Source organism: Methylosinus sp. LW4 (assembly GCF_000379125.1).
Lineage (GTDB): Bacteria > Pseudomonadota > Alphaproteobacteria > Rhizobiales > Beijerinckiaceae > Methylosinus.
Genome location: NZ_KB900626.1, coordinates 1948722 through 1972351, shown reverse-complemented (window position 1 = coordinate 1972351; position 23630 = coordinate 1948722). Strand labels below are relative to the sequence as shown.

21 protein-coding genes and 1 pseudogene are annotated in these 23630 nt (G+C 60.5%); 7 read left to right on the top strand and 15 right to left on the bottom strand.

The features are described from left to right. Positions 1–27: 27 nt before the first annotated feature. The 3 genes from METLW4_RS0110025 to METLW4_RS27750 all read right to left on the bottom strand — a co-directional run bounded on the left by METLW4_RS0110025 (position 28) and on the right by METLW4_RS27750 (position 2737). Positions 28–1434, bottom strand: coding sequence for a mannose-1-phosphate guanylyltransferase/mannose-6-phosphate isomerase (locus tag METLW4_RS0110025; protein WP_026191403.1), 1407 nt, complete (start codon positions 1432–1434; stop codon positions 28–30). Between the two features lie 202 nt (positions 1435–1636). Beyond that, positions 1637–1843, bottom strand: a complete 207-nt coding sequence (locus tag METLW4_RS0110020) for a DUF1289 domain-containing protein (RefSeq protein ID WP_018266069.1) — start codon at positions 1841–1843, stop codon at positions 1637–1639. 426 nt (positions 1844–2269) lie between these two features. Then, on the bottom strand, positions 2270–2737 hold the full coding sequence (locus METLW4_RS27750; protein ID WP_157235040.1) for a hypothetical protein: 468 nt from the start codon (positions 2735–2737) through the stop codon (positions 2270–2272). A 331-nt stretch (positions 2738–3068) separates the two neighbouring features. On the opposite strand from METLW4_RS27750, the pseudogene METLW4_RS28530 reads away from it, so the two are divergent. After that, positions 3069–3244: pseudogene (locus METLW4_RS28530) on the top strand (IS3 family transposase); the annotation flags it as partial. 49 nt (positions 3245–3293) lie between these two features. Here the strand turns inward: METLW4_RS28530 and METLW4_RS0110010 are convergent. Continuing rightward, on the bottom strand, positions 3294–5318 hold the full coding sequence (locus tag METLW4_RS0110010) for a hypothetical protein (RefSeq protein ID WP_018266067.1): 2025 nt from the start codon (positions 5316–5318) through the stop codon (positions 3294–3296). Between the two features lie 184 nt (positions 5319–5502). Here METLW4_RS0110010 and METLW4_RS0110005 point away from each other — a divergent pair, with 184 nt between their 5' ends. Beyond that, complete coding sequence (locus METLW4_RS0110005; RefSeq protein WP_157235036.1) at positions 5503–5802, top strand: hypothetical protein; 300 nt, start codon at positions 5503–5505, stop codon at positions 5800–5802. Between the two features lie 46 nt (positions 5803–5848). On the opposite strand, the gene METLW4_RS27740 is transcribed toward METLW4_RS0110005, so the two are convergent. The 8 genes from METLW4_RS27740 to METLW4_RS0109955 form a co-directional block, all read right to left on the bottom strand. Beyond that, entirely contained in the window at positions 5849–6388 is a 540-nt protein-coding gene (locus METLW4_RS27740; protein WP_157235034.1) for a hypothetical protein, read from the bottom strand. 158 nt (positions 6389–6546) lie between these two features. Further along, positions 6547–7008 carry a hypothetical protein gene (locus tag METLW4_RS0110000; RefSeq protein WP_157235032.1) on the bottom strand — a complete coding sequence of 154 codons (462 nt, stop codon included), beginning with the start codon at positions 7006–7008 and terminating at the stop codon, positions 6547–6549. Between the two features lie 109 nt (positions 7009–7117). Next, the gene (locus METLW4_RS0109995) at positions 7118–9001 is read right to left on the bottom strand and encodes a TniQ family protein (protein WP_026191402.1); all 1884 of its coding nucleotides are present in this window, start codon (positions 8999–9001) and stop codon (positions 7118–7120) included. Further along, a complete protein-coding gene (locus tag METLW4_RS0109990; protein WP_043331815.1) occupies positions 8994–10121 on the bottom strand; it encodes a TniB family NTP-binding protein in 1128 nt (375 codons plus the stop codon). The genes METLW4_RS0109995 and METLW4_RS0109990 overlap by 8 nt, the downstream gene beginning before the upstream one ends. Positions 10122–10124: 3 nt before the next feature. Continuing rightward, positions 10125–12413, bottom strand: a complete 2289-nt coding sequence (locus METLW4_RS24565) for a Mu transposase C-terminal domain-containing protein (protein WP_018266062.1) — start codon at positions 12411–12413, stop codon at positions 10125–10127. Beyond that, on the bottom strand, positions 12410–13159 hold the full coding sequence (locus tag METLW4_RS27735; RefSeq protein WP_157235030.1) for a hypothetical protein: 750 nt from the start codon (positions 13157–13159) through the stop codon (positions 12410–12412). Before METLW4_RS27735 ends, METLW4_RS24565 begins: the two co-directional genes overlap by 4 nt. Before the next feature lie 514 nt (positions 13160–13673). Continuing rightward, positions 13674–14012, bottom strand: a complete 339-nt coding sequence (locus METLW4_RS0109965) for a hypothetical protein (protein ID WP_018266058.1) — start codon at positions 14010–14012, stop codon at positions 13674–13676. A 419-nt stretch (positions 14013–14431) separates the two neighbouring features. Continuing rightward, a complete protein-coding gene (locus METLW4_RS0109955; protein WP_198290183.1) occupies positions 14432–14704 on the bottom strand; it encodes a hypothetical protein in 273 nt (90 codons plus the stop codon). 95 nt (positions 14705–14799) lie between these two features. Between METLW4_RS0109955 and METLW4_RS24555 the strand changes: the two genes are divergently transcribed. From METLW4_RS24555 to METLW4_RS24550, 5 genes are all read left to right on the top strand, one after another. Next, positions 14800–15618, top strand: a complete 819-nt coding sequence (locus METLW4_RS24555; RefSeq protein ID WP_157235026.1) for an 8-oxoguanine DNA glycosylase — start codon at positions 14800–14802, stop codon at positions 15616–15618. Beyond that, a complete protein-coding gene (locus METLW4_RS0109945; RefSeq protein ID WP_018266054.1) occupies positions 15615–15968 on the top strand; it encodes a hypothetical protein in 354 nt (117 codons plus the stop codon). Before METLW4_RS24555 ends, METLW4_RS0109945 begins: the two co-directional genes overlap by 4 nt. Continuing rightward, a complete protein-coding gene (locus tag METLW4_RS0109940; protein WP_018266053.1) occupies positions 15965–17173 on the top strand; it encodes a PfkB family carbohydrate kinase in 1209 nt (402 codons plus the stop codon). Before METLW4_RS0109945 ends, METLW4_RS0109940 begins: the two co-directional genes overlap by 4 nt. Next, positions 17170–17763: a 7-cyano-7-deazaguanine synthase gene (locus tag METLW4_RS0109935; RefSeq protein WP_018266052.1), complete on the top strand. Its 594-nt coding sequence runs from the start codon at positions 17170–17172 to the stop codon at positions 17761–17763. Before METLW4_RS0109940 ends, METLW4_RS0109935 begins: the two co-directional genes overlap by 4 nt. Positions 17764–17827: 64 nt before the next feature. Next, positions 17828–18424: a hypothetical protein gene (locus METLW4_RS24550; RefSeq protein WP_043331813.1), complete on the top strand. Its 597-nt coding sequence runs from the start codon at positions 17828–17830 to the stop codon at positions 18422–18424. Between the two features lie 4 nt (positions 18425–18428). Here METLW4_RS24550 and METLW4_RS24545 read toward each other — a convergent pair whose 3' ends face one another. From METLW4_RS24545 to gyrB, 3 genes are all read right to left on the bottom strand, one after another. Further along, positions 18429–19208, bottom strand: a complete 780-nt coding sequence (locus METLW4_RS24545) for a hypothetical protein (RefSeq protein WP_157235024.1) — start codon at positions 19206–19208, stop codon at positions 18429–18431. Continuing rightward, complete coding sequence (gene dgt / locus METLW4_RS0109920; protein ID WP_043332550.1) at positions 19201–20658, bottom strand: dGTP triphosphohydrolase; 1458 nt, start codon at positions 20656–20658, stop codon at positions 19201–19203. The genes METLW4_RS24545 and dgt overlap by 8 nt, the downstream gene beginning before the upstream one ends. 302 nt (positions 20659–20960) lie before the next feature. After that, positions 20961–23390: a DNA topoisomerase (ATP-hydrolyzing) subunit B gene (gene gyrB / locus METLW4_RS0109915; protein ID WP_018266048.1), complete on the bottom strand. Its 2430-nt coding sequence runs from the start codon at positions 23388–23390 to the stop codon at positions 20961–20963. Positions 23391–23630: the final 240 nt, after the last annotated feature.

Sequence of the window (23630 nt, the reverse complement as noted above, 5' to 3'; positions counted from 1 at the left end):
TCGCCCGAGCGGCCGTCTATAGACGATCTAGGCGCGGCTATACAAATCGGCGAGGCGCACGATATCGTCCTCGCCGAGATAGGAGCCGGTCTGCACCTCGATGATCTCGAGGTCGATCTTGCCCGGATTGCTCAGGCGATGAATGCAGCCGATCGGCAGATAGACCGATTCATTCTCGTGAACCAGCAGCGTCTCCTCGTCGCGGCCGACCTCCGCCGTGCCCTTGACGACGATCCAATGCTCGGCGCGATGAAAATGCTTCTGCAGCGACAGGCGCGCGCCCGGCTTCACCACAATGCGCTTCACCTGATGCCGATCGCCGGAGTCGACCGACTGATAAAAGCCCCAGGGGCGGAAGATGCGCTTGTGCTCGCCCGCCTCGCGGCGGTTCTCGCGCTTTAATTGATCGACGAGCTGCTTGACATTGTCGCCATGCTCATGGCCCAGCACCAGCACGGCGTCCGGCGTCGTCACCACAATGACGTCGTCGACGCCGACGACAGTGGTCAGCGTCTCGTCCGAGCGCACATGCACATTGCGCGACTCGCGCACGACGCCATTGCCGCGCACGGAATTGCCTTGCGCGTCGCGCTCGGTCAGCTCCCACACGGCGCGCCAATTGCCGACGTCCGACCAGCCGATGTCGGCCTCGATCACCGCGGCCTTGCGCGTCTTCTCCATCACCGCATAATCGATGGAGGTCTTGGGGGCGCGGGCGAAAGATTCGGCGTCCAGCACCAGAAAATCGAGATCGCTGCGGCCGGCGTCGATCGCCTTTTCGGCGGCGTCGAAAATCGCCGGCTCGAAATGGGCGATCTCGGCCTGCATCACATCGGCGCGGAAGATGAAATTGCCGCTGTTCCACAAATAGCCGGCGTCGATATAGCGCTGCGCGGTCTCGCGATCGGGCTTTTCGACGAAGGCCTCGAGCTTGGAGACGTCGCCGGCGATGCGCTCGCCGGGGCGAATATAGCCATAGCCGGTGGCCGCATGGTCGGGCTTGACGCCGAGCGTGACAATAAAGCCGTCCGCGGCGGCGGAAGCCGCTTTCTTGCAGAGCTCGACGAGGCCTCGTGGGTCGCGCACCACATGATCGGCGGCGAGCACGACGACGATGGTCTGCGGCGAGCGGCGCGCGGCGACGCCGGCGGCGACGGCGACCGCGGCGGCCGAATCGCGCCGCGTCGGCTCGAGGACGATATCGGCCGCGGCGCCGATGGCGCGTAGCTGATCGGTGACGAGGAAGCGATAATCGGCGTTGGAGATGATGACCGGCTTGTCGAAGGCCTCGTCCGCCAGCGTCTGAATGGTGGTCTGGAAGGTCGACAGCTCGCCGATGAGCGGAATGAATTGTTTCGGGAGAGTTTCCCGCGATTCGGGCCATACGCGCGTGCCCGCCCCGCCGCACATTATGACAGGTAGTATCTTCGTCATGTCTCGCCTTTCGGTCGAGGGATGAACCGGCGGGGGCAGATCACGAGAGGGAAGCAGTTTTCAAGAATGCAATCAAAAAGATCGAAGGTCTCATTCCTGCGGCCGTCCGCCGACGAACAGGCAAGCTATAGGCTCGAGGCTCCGCCTTTGGCAAGAGGGCGCTCCGGCCCATTCGGCCAGAGGGCCGACGAGCGCGCTGGCTTCACGACCTCTTCGTCTGCGGCGACGCGTGAGGCTCCTTCGGCAGGCGCGCGCGTCGCGCCGGCAGAGCGGCGAGAATGCGCGCGCGCTCCGCCTCGGAGGCGTCGCGCCAGCCGGCGATCTCGGCCATCGTCCGCGCACAGCCGACGCAAAAGCCCGTCGGCGCGTCGATGCGGCAGATTTTTACGCAGGGCGTTTTGTCCGACATTGCAAAACCTTGACTCTCTTCCCTGCATTTTCGACCGTTTTTCGATCTACATGTCGGACTCTTTTCGCTCGGTAGTCTGACTCACCGAGTTAACGGACGCAAGGAAGTCCGACTCAGTGGCAAAATGCGGGATTTCGTGAATTACCAAGACGGCGAAGTCTGAAAAGACGGCTACAGGATTGCAATCTCAACGTGCAAGAGTCCTGCGAATAAGAAGATTATGGTCGCGGCCTTTCCGTGCCGCCGATCACGATGTCCGCCTCCATCTTCACCGTTCGATAGGCATTCACTTCCGAAACCTCCGATGTTCACATAGGCGTCGCCGTTACAGATATTGATTGCAACGATGAAATATGATCATGGAAAGTTTTTGCGTGCTTATATATTTCACATATATTCAAAGATCCAATTAGTATTGTTGTTTCGTCAAAAAAAGGCTATGCTTGTCTCATCAATCGCTATGGACATCCCATTGTGATTATGAATATGTGCAGATGGGCGTGACTGCTTGCCGCCTCTTCCTGATGTTGGATCAAATCCATGTTCATTCACATCTCGAACATCCGTTACAGACTTCGTTGATGCAAGGAAATTATTGCGCTTCTCCCTGTCAAGTCCAAGCTTGCCCGCTCCATGCTCGTATATGCGCCGACATCTAACTATTTTGAATAAAAATGACTTAGCCATCGCCATCTGAATTCGTGATATCGACCGCCAATCCAGTTCATAATTCCGACCTGTCCTGTCTCCGCTTTCCCCTCTCAATTTTAATAAGATTTCAAAGTCTTGACAGGCGTCGCTCAATATGAATTCAAGCTTACCAATTGGAGATAACGTAGGAACATTAGGATATTCCGCTCCATCTCTCATTTCATCTCCTGAAATACTGCTCATCAGATTCTCTCCCTATATACCCGATGCTATCGCCGCGTGCCACGAACCCTCATTGTCCGATCCAGCCCGTTCATCGAGATTACAGATTCCGATCTAACGAGGTTCACAGACATTCATTTTATGACGATCGCACGAACCCGCAGTTCGTCAAGAGTCCTGATTCCATTCAATCTTGATACTTTGTGTCAAGACCCCACCTTATGCGCGCGCAACCACATCGCCCGAGCACAAATCGGAAATCGCAGCTCCGGTGAACCCAACAGAAGACTGAATACGATGACCCACGTTCCCTCATGGACCATCGTCGCCGGCCTCGGCACAGCACCGGGGCGATCACGCCTCGCAATGGGCTGCGACCGCCACGATCGAGGCGAAGATCGGCTGCACGGATGGAACTGGTTTCGCCAAGCCGAGCGCGACTCCAGCGTTCATCTTGGCGCGACGACGGATGAACGCGAGCGGATCAAGGTGCTGGAGCGGGAGAACCGCGATCTGCGTCAGGCCAATCATCGTTGTTGCGCGCCGATCATCCGCCTTGACGACGGGCTTATCGCAATCAATGATTAACACCACAATCCTTAGAGGGCGACATGGAAGGTGTCGGCTGCCGCGAGGTGACAATTAGGGCATCGAGCGCGTTGTTGGCTCTCAAAATCAAAACGCACCGCGCGAGTAACCACAGGAACAGACCTCCAAGTGCGCTGCTTAACGCGAGGGCCGTTTTTTCATCCAACGTTTCCCACTTGGTGGAGTTGAGCCTTTTTGCGTTCTTCCATAAGGCGTATGCCTTGCCGGCGATACGAACTTGGTTTGCGCCATGGAAAGAAACTTCGAATCTTCCAGCAGCGACATAGCTGTCGCTCAGATGCGTTGCAATGATGGCGTTATCAACGGCGAGTTGACTGACATCGCCGCGGAATGAAATGAAATTGAGAATTCCGAATCCATCGTGACTAAATTTGGCCTCATCGGTGCGGACTGTGATCCAGCCATCGCCGTCAGAAAACGTTATGTTACTGGCGTTTGGTCGATATGTCCGTCCGGTATGGACGCTTTTAATTCGAACTAGGGCGCCAATGACGGCGGTCGGGTGAGACGCAAGCGTATCACCTGTTGTTTTCGTTGGTGATATACTACGACATATTAGCTTTTTGTCGCCGTTTCTGCGGACATCGGGCGTTATCGAGAAAGCGAACGATTGGTCGTCTGCTTGAATTGCAAGAGCGCGTGGCTTTGGCGAAACGGCGTCACCCTTTGCGCCGAGAAGTTCGGCGGAGATGTAAAAGGCCGCTCCCGAAGTTGGTGAAAACTCCAATTTCGCATCGCGCTGCACTAACTGCGTATATTCAACGGCCTTTTGGTCGGCACTCTTTTTCATCCAGTAAAAATATGATTTAGAATCAAGGTGCAGCTTGCCTTTTAGTGTGTCTGAGGCTGGTGTGAATATATTAACGGAGCCAATGTCGAACTTGAGACTGAGATCATTCACATTGTTCAAGTGAATTACGTTGGCACTGTTCGACTTCGCTGAGTCGATGGAATCGCCAATGCAATCGGCGAATAGTTCCACGGCTATGTTGAACTCCGCAGTGTTGGTGCGGCGTTGCCAATGGGCGCTCATAGGGCTATCCACACCCCGCCATGACAGGCTGCCGTCACGGATGTCTTGCGGCAGGAACTGGAACGCAACGTCATCAGTTGGGGGCGTTGCGTGCCGAGTGCCTGATTGGGATTCCTGCGATCGGTTGTCGTGGATAGCCGTGCCGGAGATCGGGGTAGAAAGGATTGCAGTAATGTGCGCGGGAATCGGTTTGTAAACGAATGAGCCGAGATAGTAGACGACCGCGCTGACAATGACCCCGCTGGTCGCGATTGGAAATGCCGAGACCAGACGCCTTAGGATCGCTCTTGCCGATAGGACGCTGAATATGATGTTGTAGGCTACCGCCAGCAACAGGACGATCAGTGAAATGGCGAACGCGCCAAGTAAGTTCATAATCAGGTTTTCGACTGCGAATTGAACCGTAAAATTCTGCTCGACCGTGGCAGAGAAAACGTCGAGGACGCAAAGGCCAGCGAAACTCGCGATGCACGCGTGCCTGAAGACGTCCTGAGGCGCTGTCCGGCACAACGAGAAGGCCGTAATGCCGGTGGCAAGTAACAGGAAGCGCCAGTCGAGGCCGACGATGAGCCAGTTTTCGATGCTTGGAAACGACCCGAGCGCTTCTTGATAAAGCGATGAATAGATCGACGCAGAATCTGAATAAAATAGTGCCAATACAAACTTTTGTAGTAGTGGGCCAATGCTCAATACGAACGACATTGCGAAAATGAACGGCGCGTATATGAATGCAGTCTCTATATCGTCGATGGGGCTTCTATTCAACAGAGCATTCAATAAGCTTCTGGTGCTGTTGGTTGCCGCAGGCGCGAGCCTTTGGAATATCTGTCTATACTTGACGCCGTGAAATCGAGCGTCGGGCGTGCTCGATGGGGTGACGAGACCGTTGTCCTCTGCATCCGACGCTAGAGTCGTTCCACGTTCGACTGTGCGAGTCTTCGACTCTGTCGTCTCGTCCATTGCTGCATTCCCCGGCAGAAGCACTCGCCTCCATAACCAGCATCGCACGGATCAACTCCCCGTCAAGAATCTTTGATTCCATTCAATGTTAACACCGTGCTCGCGCAACCCCGATTGAAGCTCGCCAATCGTGCACCTTCCCGAAATCTGGGCTATGCTGACGCGCGCAACAGGAATCGCCAGCATGACCCGCGTTCCCTCATGGAACATCGTCGCCGGTCTCGGCACCATCTGGCGCGAAGAGGTGTGCGATCTACTCGCCGTCTTCCGTGACGCCGGGCCCTACAATCTCGCCGTCGCCGTCGGCTTGACGAGCAAGACACAGGACGACGGGAGTGCCTTCAGGCTGCGACTGGCGGAGACATCTCGATCGCTTGCGACGTCGCCTGATTCCAATGGCCTTTTGCATCTGCGGCTCTGGGCAGCCCTGAGAGGGACCTTCGACGCCTCGCCGATCCGGCCTCTACGTGATCACGTTTTTTAAATCTCAGATATACTGGACACTACAATGCAATGGCTTCCCAAACGAATCACTCACCCCTCTGATGCTTATTCTTCATTATAACAATCATTGATATCAGCCCATCGTCAGAAAGAGTCTTGGACATCTTGCCTGATGCGGCTAGAAAGGCAATAATATCGCTCGTGGAGACGGCTCCGTTAAGTCCAATACAGCTTTTCCAAATAACATCAATCGTATCATGCCAACGATCACTCTTATCAAATAGTCCCCTAAGGCGAATTACCTCTACTATATCATCTATTGCATCCATCTTAGAAGATGGACCGCAATCATTGTGAGCCAACACCCACGCGCCTTTCTCGAAGTATCTAATATCTGATATTCTAAGTCCGTCCACAACTCTCAGGATCCTTTTACAGACGACTTCCGTTTCCCTCCAACTAAAAACATCGATGGAAGCTGATGGAGGGAGATTGGCGCAATTTTCGATAGGTGTCGGATCCTTATCTGCCGGATCATCGCTGGCCTGAGCCGGGGCGCAGGAAAGGACCATGAAAAACATGAGCACTGCCGCCATCCGCATCTGATTTCCTTTCATTCCGAGCAAGAGTAGGCGCCTTTGGCCTCAAGACCTCTCCTCGAGACTCGCACGGATCAATGCGGCGTCAAGAGTTCTTTGATTCCACTCAATGTTGACACTTCCAGTGCATCGATCGCGATCAAATAGCCTCCCGTTAGGCGGGATTCTTTGTCTGCCGACGGCGCCTACTCGTTGCACTTCTCGGGGGATCCCGGGAAATCCGAACATGCTCCAAGCTCCGCATTCCAAATGTATTCGAGATGCCGCTGCGGACGGTCGACGAACGCTTGGATAACCACGACCTTGTCGTCCCGAAACGTCACGTTCAAAACGCCGGTTCCCGATCCCCCACGGCTCGCATTGCCAATGAAATGCAGAACGTTCGGATTGTCGGCGCTCAATCGGCGGCCTTCGGCTTTCATCACCTCGACAACATGTTGCCGAGAAGCAAATTGAAGGCTCAGCAACAATTTCTGAGTCAACGGCGTGCATGAAATTTCCGTCCGTTTGGGATCATCCCAACAGGAGGAATTGTCGGCCGCCACGGACGCGGTCGCAAACATCGCGGACATAAAGGCCGCAGCAGACAATCTCCCCATGGTCCCCCCATGCCGATGCGGTCCTGATTTTGCGACGTCAGAGCGCATATCCATGATCCAGATTCGCACGGATCAACGCGGCGTCAAGAGTTCTTTGATTCCATTCAATGTTGACACCTTCTCCCATCGCGCCAACCCGTTTGAATGACTCCAGAATTCACCTCCCATACCTCTCCCGATACCTCGCCTTCCAATCCGCCGGGATATCCGTCCGCCGATAGACCGTGACCCGGCATCGCGGGTTGTCGTCGCGGGCGAGCACGGGAACGACGCCCATGTCGGCCAGCAGCGGAATCACATATTTCGGCTTCGTTCGAAGCTCGGCGGCGAGGTCGGTCGCGGTGACGAACTCGCGGCGGAAGGCGGCGACGTTCTTAGGCGTCGTGCGGATCGCCTTGCCCTCGTCGGTGACGCGGGCCATCAGCCCGGCGTCGAGGATGGCGTAGGCGGTCTCGCGATGGACGCCGAGCAGGGCGGCGACGCCATCGATGTCGACCGTGCCCTCGACGACGCGGCTGGGGCGCTTGAAATCGACCGCGCCGATCAGCAGGCCGGAGATCCCGGCGACGTTGGCCAGCCGCGCGCGAACGCGAAGCTCGCCGTCGAGGACCATTTGGAGGGCGCGCACGATCCCGCCGTTGTTGCGGCGGTTGGCGACGTCGACGAGCGGCTCCATGCCGGCCGGCGCCGTAGCGACTGAAGGGGCGTCGCCGGCGAGCCGCCGAACGAGATCGGCGACGTCGGCGCGCGAATAATAGGGCGTCTTCGCGCCGTAGCGGGCATGGATCTCCATCGGCTTCAGGAAGGCGCCGACGACGCGGAAGGTCCTCCAGCCGTCGAGGCCCAGCGCGTCATCGAGCGACTGCGCCGACAGCGACTCCTCGAAGAGGTCGACGATCTCTCGCATGACGGCGCGGGGCACGGCGACGGGCGTGCCCCTCCTCGTCTCCGCCGGCCAGCGGTCCATCGACTTCAGATAGCGCGCGATCAGATCCTGCGACCGCCCGGTGGCGACCGCTATGTCGTTGACGCTGACGGGCGTGTCCTCGCCGACGAAGGCGGCGGCCGCGCCGCGCCGGTGCACGAAGGAGCGCCGGGCGTGGTGGGCATGGATGGCGTCGAGCAGATCCTTTCCGGCAGGCGTCGCCTTGATGGTGCGCGCCCACATGACGAGGTAGCCGTAGACCTGATCGACGCCCCATGAGCCGAGGCCGACATCGTCGCGCGCGGCGACGGCGTCGAGCAGGGCGTCGAAGGACGCCGGCCAGCCGGCGGCGACGTCGAAACCGGCGGAGAAGGCCTCGGGGTGGCGGGAGACGTCGATCTTTCCGAGCGCGCCGAAGGCGCCGTCCACGGCGGCGGCCCCGAGGTGGCCCATCACGTCGCGCGCCTCGCGCAACGACAGGCGGTCGAGGAATGGAACCGCCACGCGCTTGGCTCCGCCGAGGCGTCCGACGATGTAGGCGTCGGCGCGCACATGCGCGGGCGGCGCGGCGACCGGCTCGCAGTGAAGCAGCCCGTGGCGGTTGCGGCACATGGTCAGTCCACCCGTCTCCCATGTGAGCGGATCGCCGCAGGTCGGACAGGCGGCTTCGAGGCGAACGGCATGGATCGGGCAGGCGAGGACGCTGGCGACGTCCCACCAGAACCGCCGGTGGACGCGCCAGCCGGGGGAGCGCGCGACAATGGTTTCGTCGGAAAGATCCTGCCGCCAGCAGGCCGGGCACCAGCGGCGCGTCCTCGTCGTCCAGTCGTCGCGGTGCAGGATCTCGCCGGCGACGAGCACCTCCTTCTTCGAGATCACGCGCGCGGTCGAAGCCGTGAAATCGGCGGGGTCGGCGCCGATGAAGGCGCGCAGCGACACGTCGACGTCGCCGAGCATGAAGTCCGCGAGATTCAGGCCGCGCGATCTGAAGCGCTCGCGGCTCCACGGCTCGCCGTTGATCTCGAACATCCGCATCAGATGGCCCTGGGCGGACTCGAGGGGAAGGCGGGGCGCGCGAAGGCGCAGAGGCGAGGGGAGACGGACGGCGTCAGACATCGAAATCCTCGTCGTTCACAAGGTTGGCGGCGCCCTTGCCGCGAAGCAGCGTGTCGAAATCCTTCTGGAGCTCGCGGATCGGGCCGATCTTCGTCACGTCGGGGACGAGAAACGGATTCTTCGCGGAGCCGGTCTCCCAGATGTCCTCGAAGCACTCGGCGAAGAGCGGCTTCCAGTCCCCGATCGAGGTCAGGCCTCGATTGATCGCGAGCATGGCGGCCTGCTTGATGAGGAGCGCGATGCGTCCCCGGTAGCCGCCGCTCGCCTTCGTCAGCCGCAGCAGCATGTCGGGATCCGTCCATTTGGGGACCGGCGTGAACCCGATGCCCTTGGCGTAGAATTCGATGAACGCCTTCAGTTTCGCCTGGTCGCGGGCCGTCGTCCGCAGCGGCGCGAACGCCTTGAACCGGCACCGCATCCGCAACTGGTCGTCCAGCGCGATCAGCCGCTTCAGCGAGGGCAGTCCCGCCATGACGAGGCCGATCGGATACGGGTCGACCGTCGGCGGCAGGGGGCCGAGAAGGGCCGCGAGCTCCTCGTCGTCGACTCCCTGCAACAAGCCCTTCAGCGTCGACATCAGGTTCTCGCGCTGATCGTGCGTCTTGCCGAGGAAGACGTGGTGCATCTCGTCGATGAAGATCACGCAAACGCCGGTGTTGTAGAGCGCCGGGCGGACGCGCGACCAGATCTCGGCGGGCCGACCGCGCGGCGGAAGACGCTTGCCGGTGAGCTTGAAGTAGAGCTCGATGCCGAGCGTCGTCAGGTCGCAGGGCGCGGGGGCGCGCACATAGACGACGGGGCGCACGTCGCCGAACTCGTCGGAATAGGCCGCGAGGCGAGGGTCGCCGCACTCGATGAGGTGCTTCATCGTGTGGGATTTGCCGACGCCGCTCACCCCGCGGATCACCAGGCCGAAGGCCTCGGCCTCCTTGTCTTCGATGGCGTTGAGCTGGAACTTGAACTTCTCGAGAACGTCGCGGAACACCTCGTCCTTGATATGCACTCCCCTCACCGCCGCCTTGCGGCGCTGACGCAGATCGGCGCCGGGGCTCGCGACGGCGAAGCGCTGCTTTCGCATCCGCGAGGGAGATGTCGTTTGCGTATCGGTCGGCGCATCCATAGATCAGTCCTCCCAAGTGCTCGGATCGTCCCAGTCCGACGCGGTCGAGGATCCGTCGGCGTTGTCGTCGGCATCCGCGTCGATTACGTCACGGTCGTCGTCGACGGCTCCGTCCTCCATGCGCTCCGCCGCGACCGGCTCGGCGCTTGGAGGCGCGCCCGGAATCGAATGACCGCCGTCTCCCACGCCGGCGGTCACGGGCGGGCCGTCGCCCGGATCGGCGGCCTTGCGCCGGCGGCGTCGGAACGGAACCGGGCCGTCGTCGCACGGCGGGTCGCCCTCCGCGGACGGATCGCGCGCGATGTCGAACCAGACGTCGTCCACGCTGTCGCGGTACCAGTCGATATCCTTCCGGGTCATCTTGATCGGCTTGGCGCCGAGACGCGCGCCGGCCTCGACGAGCCGCTTGCGGGCGGCGCGCAGAATGGAGAGCGGGACGCGCTGGTTCTCGGCGACGTGCTGGCGCGCGAGCGCGACCGTCTCCTTCCATTGGGCGAGCGACACGCCGTCGCAGAGGTCGGGCTCCAACGCCGGCACGGAGATCCACCGGCCTTGGCCGCGCTCGCTGCCCTCGTCGAGAACGAGGACGGCGCCGAGGTCGTAGGGATCCACCTTGACCATCAGCATCTGACCGATGTGCCCCTCGCGGCGGCGGATCGTCTGCAACTCCTTGGACTGGTAGGACAGCCCGAGGAAGGTCACGCCGAGCGACGTCACCGTGCGCTGGATGACGAGCGACAGGATGACGTCGAGATCCGCCGCCGCGGGCGGCATCTCGAGGCCGGCGCCGCCCAGGTGCTCCCACATCTGCAACGGCGTGCGCCCGAACAGGTAGGGCGAGGACCGGTTGTGCAGCTCGTCGACGATGTAGAGCCGCAGCAGCCTGTCGAGATCCTCCCATGTCGCGGCGGCGCGTCCCTTGGAATCATAGTCCCCGCGCTCGCGGCGGTCGGAGAAGGTCCGCCCCGGCAGGAAGGACAGGAAGTCCTGCGCGACGACGCCGAGGCCGCGCTCGATCATGCCCTTGAGATGCGGCGTGCCGCGCGGCATGCGGCGGATTCGAATCCGCAACTGCCCGCAGGCGGCGCGCAGGCTCAGCGAGTGGAACTCGGGGCCGTTGTCCACCTTCAGCATTCTCGGGGCGCCGAATACGGGCCACGGGTTGACCGTGTCGACGCCCGTCAGATCCTTCGGCATGATGCCCATGCGCAGCACCGCCATCACGCTCGTCCACGACGGGCAGTCGCGCGAGAGGTGATAGCCGAAGACCATCCGCGTCGCCTGACAGCGCGCGAGGGTCAGCCAGACCCTGTAGGTCTTCTTCCGGCGCCGGTCGCCCTTCGACTCCTTGCCGTCCTTGTCGACGAGCAGGATGTCGAGCGGCGTGTGATCGATCTCGACCACCTCGAGGGGCAGCGTCGCGCGCGGCGCCTTCTTGACGAAGGGGAAGTCCTCCTGCGCCCTCTTCCGGCCCTTGCGATAATAGGTCTGCTCATAGGGCGTGACCTTGTCGTCGATGAACCGCAGGAACGCGTCGTAGGACGGATGCGCGAGAGCGGTCCCGTCGCGCGCGTTGATCGCGTCGATGTCGCCGCACATGCCCGTGTGGACGGGCTTGGCCGGCGGCCCCTCCATGATCAGGTAGTGCTCCCGGATCCACTTCCACATGATGTCCACGACCGCCGGGGCGAGCCGCGTCTTGTCAGAGCCCTTGGAGTCGTGGCAGGGCGCGAGCGCGACGACGGCCTTCCCGGAATTCCGCCAGCGCCAGTGCCAGCCGCGAAGCGTCGAGCCGCCGACATACTCGCGGGGGAGCGTCGACGCCGACACGCCCTCGATCCGCGCGCGCTGGCGCCGGCGCAGCCAAGAGACCAGCTTGGCGACGCGCGCGTATCCCTCGGGGCGTTTTGGAAAGCGCCCGCGCCTGTTCTCCTTCTCGGGGGACATGCACATGTCGGCGATCTCGACGTAGTCGAGCCGGCGCAGCGCCTCCTCGCGATCTCGGGGCCTGAAGCTGTCGATCGAGCGGTCCATATTGGCCGCGACGGCGTCGTCCAGCTTGCCGTCGCGGGCGCGATGAACCTTCAGCGACCGGTCGAAATAGAGCCGCCAGAACTCCGCATGAGTGATCAGGCGGCGCACGCCGGCGGAGCCGAGCGACCGCAGCAGCGTTCCGCCGGCGTCCTGGCTCTCGAACGCGTGCATGATGCCGTCGATTTCGACGCAGTCGCCCTTGTGCAGCCTGAAGCGGGCTTGGCCGAAATTCCTGTCGGTGGTCGCGGTGTCGGTCATTGTCGTGTCCGCCTCGGTCGGGCGTGGAGCGGTTTCAGCGCGGGGGAATCTCGACGAAGGCGTGGTCGTCGAGCAGGACGTCGTCGTGGACCATGCGGAGCTCGCCGAAGGCGACGAGGCGCGCCACGGCGCGAAACGCCCGGTCGCCGAGTCCGGAGAGCCGCCTCAGGTCGCGCACGCAGGCGCGGCCGCCCAGTTCTCGAACGACCACGCGCATGCTGTGGAGCGCCGCCTCGTCGGCGACGAAGGTGCGCGCGCCGGCGAGCAGCGAGGCGTTTGGCGAGCTTCGGCTGGACGGAAATCTCCCTGTCGGTCCAAAGCTCGAAGCCGTCGTAGCCGGCGTCGAGCGCGGCGGTCCGAATGAAGGGCGCCTTGGACAGGAACCGCGTCCTCCCGACGAGCGTCATCGGCATCACCTCGACGGCGATCCAACGTCCGTCGGCGAGGACGACCGCGAAGTCGGGCGTGTAATTGCGCCGCTTGCCCTTGTCGTCCTTCCACCGGAAAGACGCGGGCTTCTCCCAATACTCCACGACGCTCGGGTCGTTCTCCATCAGGACGACGAAGTCGCTGGACAGCGTTCCGTCGCAGCGGACCATGCGGTAGTTCATCGCCGGCTTCGCGGAGGGGAACTCCTCGGAGATCCAGTCGACCGCGCGGTGGACGGCGTCGCGCCTGTGCAGCGGACTGTCGACGAAGCGCGGCGTGTAGACGGCGGCGCCGTCGGAATTCTTGTCGGTCATCATACGGCCCACGTTCTGGGGCGCGACCGCGCGGCGCCGAAGAATTTTCCGGTCCCGCTTGCTCCTTTCCGGGAGACGGGGCAGAATCCTCCGATCGCCGACGCGAAAGCGCCGTCGTTATCGGCGCGAAAGCGCCGGTTTTTCTCGACGACGCGAAAGCGCCGTCGTTATCGGCGCAAAAGCGCCGGTTTTTCTCGGCGACGCGAAGGCGCCGTCGTTATCGGCGCAAAAGCGCCGTTGTTCTCGGCGGCGCGAAGGCGTCGTCGTTGTCGGCGCGAAAGCGCCGGTTTCCCCCGGCGACGCGAATGCGTCGTCGAGGTTGAAGAGCCGCCCGGTGGTTTCTCAGGCCTTGGCCGGTCGGCGGTTTTCGGCGCCTCGGGGTTTCCCCGGGGCGCTCAACGTTTCAGGAGGATTCTCGTCGTCCTCGTCCTCCATCGGACGGACGGTGACTCCGATCGTAGAAAGAATCGAATCCCCGAAAATTCAGTGCGACGAAAAAATTTCGTCGGCGGTCGATTCACGCCGATCGGCTGTCATCGCTCGAAGCCATCGAGCGGATCGCGCGCGACAACGGGAAGCGGACGACGACACCGGGCGCCTTGCGGGCCGCGCGCTTTTCCGCCTCGTCGAGAACCGTTCGCCCAATGGCGACGAGCGCGGCGCCGGCGGCGGCGCGGAACGTCGCGTCGTCCACCTCGCTCCTGATCTGGAACAGCCGCGCAAAAACCTCGTCGAACAGATCCTCGCTGGTCATGATCGTTCTCCTTGAAACGGCGCGGTCCCGCCGCGTCTTGTCGCCGATGAAAAAGGGCTTCGAATCCGGGGGCCGTTGGTCCGCAACGGAAAAATCGTCCACGCCGCGCCGAGTCGCGCGGTTCTGGATCGCGATGAGGTGGAGCAGCCCGTGCGCCGTCGCGGCCTATGCGCGTTCGGCGGACACGGGCCGGCGTTCCGAATATTCAGGGGCGGGGAGGGAGGTCGCCGGGACGACGAACAAGTCCGCGCGCGCGACCGCGCCGGCGGGGATCATCGATATGAGAATTTGGAAATAGGACATGGGGAACGCTCACTCGAGACGATCCCCGACGCCTTTCAGACGACCGGCCACGTGGGGACGAACGCGGTCGGCGGGGCGCCTTCGGGCGCCCGTTCGAGGCTTTCGCGTTCGTGCATGGTCGGTGCGGTGGTCATGGGTGCGATATAACGAACGAAGGGTGAACGAGTCAAGTGGACTCGTGATCCGCTTCTGGAATTCGACAACTGTGCTCCTTGCCGTCAATCGTCCATCAAGCGGTGAACGGCTCTCAATAAATATATAATTTGCATTTTTCTGTTTTCCGGCAGTTCCGGGAGCCGTGCTGCGATCGCCGTGACGATATCGAGGCTGATGTCCGCATCTTCCTTCGGATGGCTTTCGAGCCATTCCTTCAGACGGCGTTCCGTCTTGCGTGCGATTTTAACCTTGTTTTGCAGTACTCTGCTTAGGTGCGGCTGCGACAGTCCACAGGACTTCGCGACCGCGGCCTGGGTTGTACGCAGGACTTCCATCCTGTCCGCTACCGCTGCAACGATGTCGTGAGGGCCCATTGACGCTCGCCTATCCGCTGGCTATAAATTACATAAAATACATTGGATGCGCCGCCATGCAACGGGTCATCGGTGAATTCTCGGGCAAATACGAATTTCTCGACCTTCCAGACCCGGATGTCGTGCTCCTCGACGGTGTCCGGTGGGGAGCCTTCGAGCATCCTTTGACGCCGGCTTTTTGGGTCAGTCAGGCTTGGCTGTCATGCAATGACGATGCGCGAAACTTTCGTCTCGGATCTTCCCTCGTCGAAGAGGTGACGATCTGCCTGCTCGGCGGTTACGGGATTCCCGCAGAAGTCGGCCTTGCCGCCGCCGCCCGTGTTCTGAAGGAAATAGACTCCGCCAGAGAGATTCCTCTAACGCGAAGCGGCTTGGAAGATCTCCTTCGCGAACCGTTGGAGGTGAACGGCCGGTCCGTCCGTTATCGCTTCGCTAGGCAGAGGGCCGCGTATGTAGCTGCGGCGCTGGAAGATCTTTCCGCGATCAACGAAACGGCGTTGTCCGATGTCGAGTTACGGGAAGCTCTTCGACGGCTCCCTGGCATCGGTCCGAAGACAGCGTCATGGATCGTCCGCAACCGGCGAGCCAGCGACGAGGTGGCGATATTGGATGTTCACATCGTCAGGGCGTGCGTGATGATGAACGTATTCGGCCGGAACTCTGATCCTTCGAGGAATTATTTCGTGCTTGAGCGGAAGTTTCTCGACTTCTGCATGGCGGCATGCGTGCGGGCGTCTGTCATGGATGCAATAATGTGGGCAACTATGAGAAAAATCAGCAAGCCGCTCTTGCGCCATTTGGATTATTCACTACCTTCGAAACAACTCGATCTCCCTCTCTTTGGAGAGGCATTATTTCAGGAGAGCATTGCATGACGGGAACCGGTGGTGATCGTGACGATTACTCCAGCTCAATCGGGGTGAACGGCAAGAGCGGTGGAAGTCTTGATCCTTGTCTCGTTGCCCGTTCTGGCCCGATCAACAGCCCGAAGGCGAGCGTTCTCGGCTCGTTAGCTGTCGGCTCCATCCTAGAGGTGGACATTCAAAACGCCGGGCGTGCCCCTGTCTTAGTAGTCAAGGATTCCAGTGGGGCGGTGGGGGGATCGCTGACCTTCGTCGGCTATCTTGAACTGATCGACTGCATCAAGAATAAGGGCATCAAGTATAAGGCGACCGTCACGCACATTTCCGGCGGTGTTTACAGCGTGCTGGTGGACCCGGCGTGACGAGGAACTTCACGATCGTCGGCGGGATATACCTCGAGCACTGTATCCAGGCGCCTTGGCATGTCGTCATGGGGTCGGGAGGGCGCGCCGCGCAGGCCGTAGCACATATCGTCCAAGGGCAGCTCACTCTCGCGTCCTTCGTCTTCCCTCGATACCATGCGGAGGCGGAGCGTTTGGCGGGGGAATGCGAAGCGAAGTTGCTCGCCTTCGACGCGCGCCATGGAGTGGCATTCCACTACCTGCACTCGTTGTCGACGCCAAAAATTATTCCTCCTCCAACTCGGATGCATATTCACGAGCCAATCACCGTGAACGACGATGTCGTTTTGCGATACGGGATGCTCGAAGGCGACGCGATAGTTCACGCCGACATTGCTGTTTTCGATCCACAGTCGGCATTCGGCGCAGCGCGTTTCGGCGCCAACGGTTCCTCGGCGGAACGTCTGGCCGTGGTCATGAACCAGTCGGAAGCGCTGTCGATGACCGGGAAGGTAAAACCCGACGAAGCCGCCGCTTCGCTGTTGGACACCGGTGAGGCCGAGGTCGTTATCATCAAAATGGGTGGACGAGGCGCACTGGTCGTTACGAAGAAAGAGACGAGAATCATCCCGGCTTACAAAACGAAATTCGTGTGGAAGCTCGGTTCTGGTGACGTCTTCTCGTCCACATTTGCGGCCTATTGGGGCTGTGAAGGGCTGGATCCGTTCATCGCCGCCGAAGCGGCATCCAGAGCCACCGCGTGCTATTGCGAAACCAGATCGCTGCCGGGACCTGATTTCGACGAACTCATGCGCCGAGATCATCCTCCCGTCACCCCGGGATCTGGGCGGGTCTATCTCGCGGCTCCGTTCTTCGATCTTGGTCAGCGATGGCTGGTCGAGGAAACCAGAACGCTTCTCCGTGACCTTGGCGCGGACGTGTTCTCGCCGATACACGATGTCGGCCCGGGGCTCGCCGATCTCGTGGCGCCTCGTGATCTCGCTGGGTTGGAGACGGCGGATGTCGTCTTCGCGATCCTGAACGGTCGCGATCCCGGCACGCTTTTCGAAGTCGGCTATGCGCGCAAGCTTGGCTTGCCCGTGGTCGCCTTCGCACAGAATGTGACCGCCGAGGATCTGAAGATGGTTGTCGGATCTGGAAGCGATGTGGTCGACGATTTCGTTACGGCTCTCTATCGCACGATTTGGAGCTTGCCCCCCGCATGAACGGTCTACTTCTTTCCGGCGGCATGGATTCCATCAGTATCGCATGGTGGAAAAGGCCCGATGTCTGCATTTTTGTGGACTACGGCCAAAAGCCGGCCGCAGCCGAAGAGGCCGCCGGGCGATCTGTTTGCGAGGCGATAGGCATTCGCCACGAAGTGGTCCGCGTCGATTGTTCCTCCCTCGGCTCCGGAGACATGGCAGGCCTTCCGCCCATCAGTTTGGCGCCCGTTCCCGAATGGTGGCCATTCAGAAACCAACTCATTCTGACACTGGCCGGCATGGCCGCAGTGCGACTGGGCGTTACCGATCTCATGATAGGCGCGCTAGCGACGGACGGTCAGCACGCCGATGGGCGCCCGGAATTCATCGAGAGGATCTCCGGCCTGATGGGGATGCAGGAAGGTGGACTGACGGTGAGCGCTCCCGCGATTTCGATGACGGCGGATGAATTGGTACGCACGTCTTGCGTGCCCCGTGAGGTTCTCGGTTGGGCGCATTCCTGCCATATCGGCAATTTCGCCTGCGGAGGCTGCCGGGGGTGCGTCAAACATTATCGGACATGGAAAGCCCTTGGCTGGGAACCCCACTGAACCTTTTCCGCGGGATCCACCGCTAAGGTGGGAGCCTTACATTCCTGAGGTTCGGGAAATCGAGATGCTCGATCGCCCGAAGCCGAGGCCGGATCGCGGATTTCACGATGTATTGCAGGGGCGACGCTCAGCGCTTCGCGGCCCCGTCGTTTGGAGCGATGTCGCCGAGTTGCTCTGGCACGCCATGGCCTATCGGGGATTTGCCGACAAAGGTCGTGCTGGACTTCCAATAGCCTGGTCGGCCAGCCCCTCCTCTGGAGGACTGCAAACCGTCGGCGTCGCGTGCATACTCGATGACGACTCCGACGTGAGGCTCTACGATCCAGCAATGCACGCATTCATGGTGCTCCCCGCCGACCGCTGTGCGGTTCACGCCAAAAATATAGAGGCTGTCGTCGCTGTCCTCGGCGCCCGAAGAGGCTGTACGCTTCGGCTCATTGGAGATTGGGCCAAGCTATCTGCGGCCTACGAGAACGCCGAGACGCTCCTCTTTCGTGATGCCGGCTGCCTTATCGCTACCCTGTGCCTCTGCGCCGAATGGCTCGACCTCTGTGCCTGCCCCCTCGGATTCGTTGGGCAGGACGTGGTCCCGCTCTTGGGTTTGCCGGTCGACCGCTTTCGCGCCGCCGGCGGTGTTCAAATCTCGAAGTTGGTCGAGTAGACTCTCAAAACAGATCGTCGTTTACGACGTCCACATAGTTAAGTTTGAATTTTCCTAAGTCGATATCATTATCGCGAAGCTTTATCTTGAGCGAGGTCAACTCGTCTTTGTCGACGGCAACCCGACCATAGGTACGCACTTGAGCTTTTTCAATTTCATAAAGACAATGGTCGTCGAGACTCTTCGCGAGAAATTTGGTCAGTTCTGGACCCAATTCCGCTCGCCACTCAACGAGAGCGCGTAGCGTCCGAGCGACCGCGCCCAGAAGATTCGGGTTGTCCTTCAAAAGAATATCGACGGTTCTTTTGTTGATGTTTTCGACGAAATTCGAATGGCAATATATTTCCTTCGAATGTACGATATAGACTATCGCATCGCAATCGAAGAATGTCGTATTTATCAGGTCGTTCAGGCCGCAGGCCTGAACAAGTCCCTCTCGAATCGCCCATGTATTGTGTAACGTCCACACGTCGAATTGAGTGTCGCGACCATGCAGACGGTAGCCGCCGAATCGATTTCGGTGAACCTTATAGTCCACTAGGAAAGATTCGAGCCGCTCGGGAGTGGCGTCGACCACCAAGTCGATATCCGAATTGAACGACTGTTCGTAGCCGCGCGCGAAGTCCCGCAACATTCCGCCGAATATGGCGACGTCTCCGACCTCTCGAAGCCTTTCGGCAAGCTCCTTGGCCTCGATACCGCGGCTGGAGGTGTCCAGGTAGCGCTGAACTCGCTCCTTGAGGTCGTCGATGTCGGCGATCGGACGAGACATGGTGTCAGCCACGGAAGCGCTCCAAGTCCTTGAGGAGGGACACGGCGTAGGTGTCGGTCATGCCCGAAATCATGTCGGTCATGAGCTGGAGTTCGCGATACCTCATCGGCATCTTAGATAGGTTGGCGGCCCGCCGATAGTTCTCCGAAATCCGTGAAAAAACATAGTTCGAGAACGGATCCTCTCTCTTGGAGTCGATGTTTGCCGCATCCGTTCTGTCGATGATGGCAGACCAGAAAAGGTCCATCAGCGCATGGATCGTTCCATGACCGGTCAATTCGATCTCAAGGATGCTCCGATGCTTGTACACATTGGTTTTTGCAAAATGCTTCAGGGCATTGGCCAGTGTCGATGCCTTGGACTCCATGAGAAGCTCCCCCTCGAATTGACCGGAGAGGATCATATCTATATTTGCGACGAACGCCTCAGTGGTGGCGACGACCATCGAAGCGATCGCATCGACTCGAAACATCTGCATCGAAATATCGCACACTTCGTCGAATGATAGTGGGACGTTTCTTTTTTTACCCCTATATTCCTTGTCCCTATCTTCTGCTTTTCGACACAGTTTCAAAATTGTTTCGTCATCTTTCTCTTTTCCCTCATGATTTAGCCAAGCGACCACGTCGTATACCGATATAAGTCTCTTTTTAACTGCATCTTCTATGTCTATGACAGAGTATGCGATATCGTCGCATGCCTCCATAATAATCGTGAGTGGGTGCCGAACTCCTTCTCTTAATCCCGTGCGCTCCCACACATCGTGAACGATATCAGCTTCCGACTGGAAGAAATTAAACTTCTTCCGGCAGTGTATGCCGTCCATTCTATTGTTCGATGAAACTGGATACTTCAAGAGCGCCGCAAGAAACGCGTAGGTCATATTCAACCCAAATTCGTCGTCTATGATTTGCAACCGCGTCAATAAACGGACAGCCTGTGCGTTTCCTTCAAAGGCTAGGAAATCCCTTCGGTGGACCTCGTCCAAACCCTCGACATCGAACACTCCGAATCCGTCCTCGTTCTCAGATCGGCGCCCATTGTTTTTGATCCAGCTTCGAATGGCGTCCTCGCCTTGATGGCCAAACGGCGGGTTTCCTAAATCGTGAGCCAGACCTATCGCTCCCAGCAGCGACGGAATGGAACGGTGCGGGTGCAACTCAGCCGGAACGCCAAGCTCGCTGGCATGCTGGTAGACGAGTGCAGTCCCGATGCTGCGGGCCAGATTCGCCACTTCATGGCTATGGGTGAGCCGCGTCCGAACGCTATCGTTCCGATCGAGAGGAAAGACCTGCGTTTTATCCGCCAGTCGGCGTACTGGCGTCGAAAACAGGATGCGATCGTAGTCGCGTTCGAGTTCAATCCTGTGCTCGTCGATCTTTCGAGGCTGATTTGGATCCTTCGGCGGCTTGCGACGGTCGTCGTTCAGCAGCTTACGCCAATCCAATCGTTTCGAGCACATGATACGGTTCCCCGAGGACACGACGCATAGATGAAAAGCTAGACCTCGACGGTATGGAGACTCGCTCTTTTGTTCGCAATTTGGAAGTGGAAAAAGGGTCATCTCAGGCGGACAAATGCTGTGGAGGAAACTCCTTCGACTAGCGGCCTTCTCGCGGAGCCGACCAAACCCTACGCTTCAGCCACGCAACCTTTGCGAGCATCTTGACGCCGGCGAAAAAAGGGAGTCGACGTTTTCCGCCAAATGAGTCATACTACTTCCCTGAAGAGTCAGACTTTTGCATTATCGGTCAGTTTCGATCATCACACGTCCAAATTGGCGACGTTCAGCGCGTTCTCCTGGATGAACTCGCGGCGCGGCTCGACGATGTCGCCCATCAGCTTCACGAAAATATCCTCGGCCTCCGCCGCCTCCTTCACCTTCACCTGCAGAAGCGAGCGCACCTCGCGGTCGAGCGTCGTCTCCCACAATTGCTCGGCGTTCATCTCGCCGAGGCCTTTGTAGCGTTGGATGGTGAGGCCCTTGCGGCCCTGCGCGGCCATTGCGTCATAGAGCGCCAGAGGGCCGGAGAGCGCGGTCTCGTCGCTGCGCCGCGCCAGCGCCGCCGGGCCGGCAAAAATTTCGCGCAGGCTCTCGGCGCGCTCCTGCAGCTTGCGCGCCTCGCTGGAGGCGAGCAGCGCCGCATCCAGCGTCACCGCTTGCGCGACGCCGCGCAGCGTGCGGCGGAAGACATAGCCGCCCTCGCGCAATTCGCCGGTCCAGCCGCGCTCGGTCTCCTCCGCTATGGCGTTGAGGCGCTCGGCGACCTCGGTCGCTTTCGCTTCGTCGGGCGGCGATAGCAGCGCATTCGCCATCGTCGCCTGCTCCACCACATTGCGGTCGTAGCGCGAATGCAGGCTGCTCATGATGGTGCGGAACGAACGCGCATCCTCGAGCGCGGCGCGCAAATCCTTGCCGGCGCGCTCCTCGCCATTGCCGCAGCGAAGCACGGCGCCGTCGAGCAGCGAGTCGATGAGATAATCCTCGAGCGCGCGCTCGTCCTTCAAATATTGCGTCGATTTGCCCTTCGTCACCTTATAGAGCGGCGCCTGCGCGATGAACACATGGCCGCGATCGATCAGCTGAGGCATTTGCCGATAGAAGAAGGTGAGGATCAGCGTGCGAATATGGGCGCCGTCGACGTCGGCGTCGGTCATGATGATGATCTTGTGATAGCGCAGCTTGTCGGCGTTGAACTCGTCGCGGCCGATGCCGGTGCCGAGCGCCGTGATGAGCGTGCCGATCTGCTCGGACGACAGCATTTTGTCGAAGCGCGCGCGCTCCACATTCAAGATTTTGCCGCGCAATGGAAGCACGGCTTGAAACTCGCGATTGCGGCCCTGCTTGGCCGTGCCGCCGGCGGAATCGCCCTCGACGATGAAGAGCTCGGCTTTCGCCGGATCGCGCTCCTGGCAATCGGCGAGCTTGCCGGGTAGATTGGCGACGTCGAGCGCGCCTTTGCGCCGCGTCAGCTCGCGCGCCTTGCGCGCCGCCTCGCGCGCGGCCGCGGCCTCGCAGACCTTGGAGACGACGCTCTTCGCCTCTTGCGGATGCTCCTCGAGCCATTGGTCGAGCAGCTCATTGACGACATTCTCGACCGCCGGACGCACTTCGGACGAGACCAGCTTGTCCTTCGTCTGCGAGGAGAATTTCGGGTCCGGCACCTTCACCGAGACGACGCAGGTGAGGCCTTCGCGGCAATCGTCGCCGGTCAGATCGACCTTCTCGCGCTTGGTGAGGCCGGAACGCTCGGAATAGCCGGTGATCTGCCGCGTCAGCGCGGCGCGAAAGCCCGCGAGATGCGTGCCGCCGTCGCGCTGCGGGATGTTGTTGGTGAAGGCCAGAATATTCTCGTGATAGGAATCGTTCCACCACAGCGCGACTTCGACATTGATGTGCTCGCGCTGGCCGTGGATGAGGATCGGCGCGCCGATCAGCGCCGACTTGGCGCGATCGAGATAACGCACGAAGGCCTCGAGCCCGCCCTCGTAATAGAGCTCCTCGCGCTTTTGCTCCGCATGGCGCGCGTCGGTGAGCACGATGCGCACGCCGGAGTTCAGAAAGGCGAGCTCGCGCAGGCGATGCTCTATGGTCGCATAATCGAATTCGACGACGGTCTTGAACGTCTCGAGCGATGGCAGGAAGGTGACTTCCGTTCCGCGCTTGGGCTTGCCGTCCTCGATCGGCGCTTTGCCGACGACAGCGAGCGGCGCGACGGAATCGCCATTGGCGAATTCCATGAAATGCTCGCGTCCCTCCTGCCAGATGCGCAGCTTCAGCCAAACGGACAGCGCGTTGACGACAGAGACGCCGACGCCGTGCAGGCCGCCCGAGACCTTGTAGGAGTTCTGATCGAATTTGCCGCCGGCGTGCAGCTGGGTCATGATGACCTCGGCCGCCGAGACGCCTTCCTCCTTGTGAATGCCGGTCGGCACGCCGCGGCCATTGTCGGTGACGGTGCAGGAGCCGTCGGCGTTCAGCGTCACGGTGACGAGAGTGGCGTGGCCGGCGAGCGCTTCGTCGATGGCGTTGTCGACGACCTCATAGACCATGTGATGCAGGCCGGTGCCGTCATCGGTGTCGCCGATATACATGCCCGGGCGCTTGCGGACGGCGTCGAGGCCGCGCAGCACCTTGATGGAATCCGCGCCATATTCGGGCGGCGTGGCGGCTCCGTCTTCGGTGTCGGTCATGCGGGTTTGGGCTCCTCGGGCAGGGCTCGATTCGAGAGTGTTGTTTTTACCGCGAAAGGCAGTGGAAAAGCGAAGAAAATCCGAAGGGCGGCGCCGGCGGCGGGATATCGCGTCCGGCGTCCCGGCCGCGCTCGTGGCGGGCGAGGCGCCGAGACATTGCGACAAGGGGAATGGACGGCGATGTTCCGCTCATGTCCCGGCTTTTCGGGGCGTGCGACCTCGGCGCGTCCGATTTTGCTG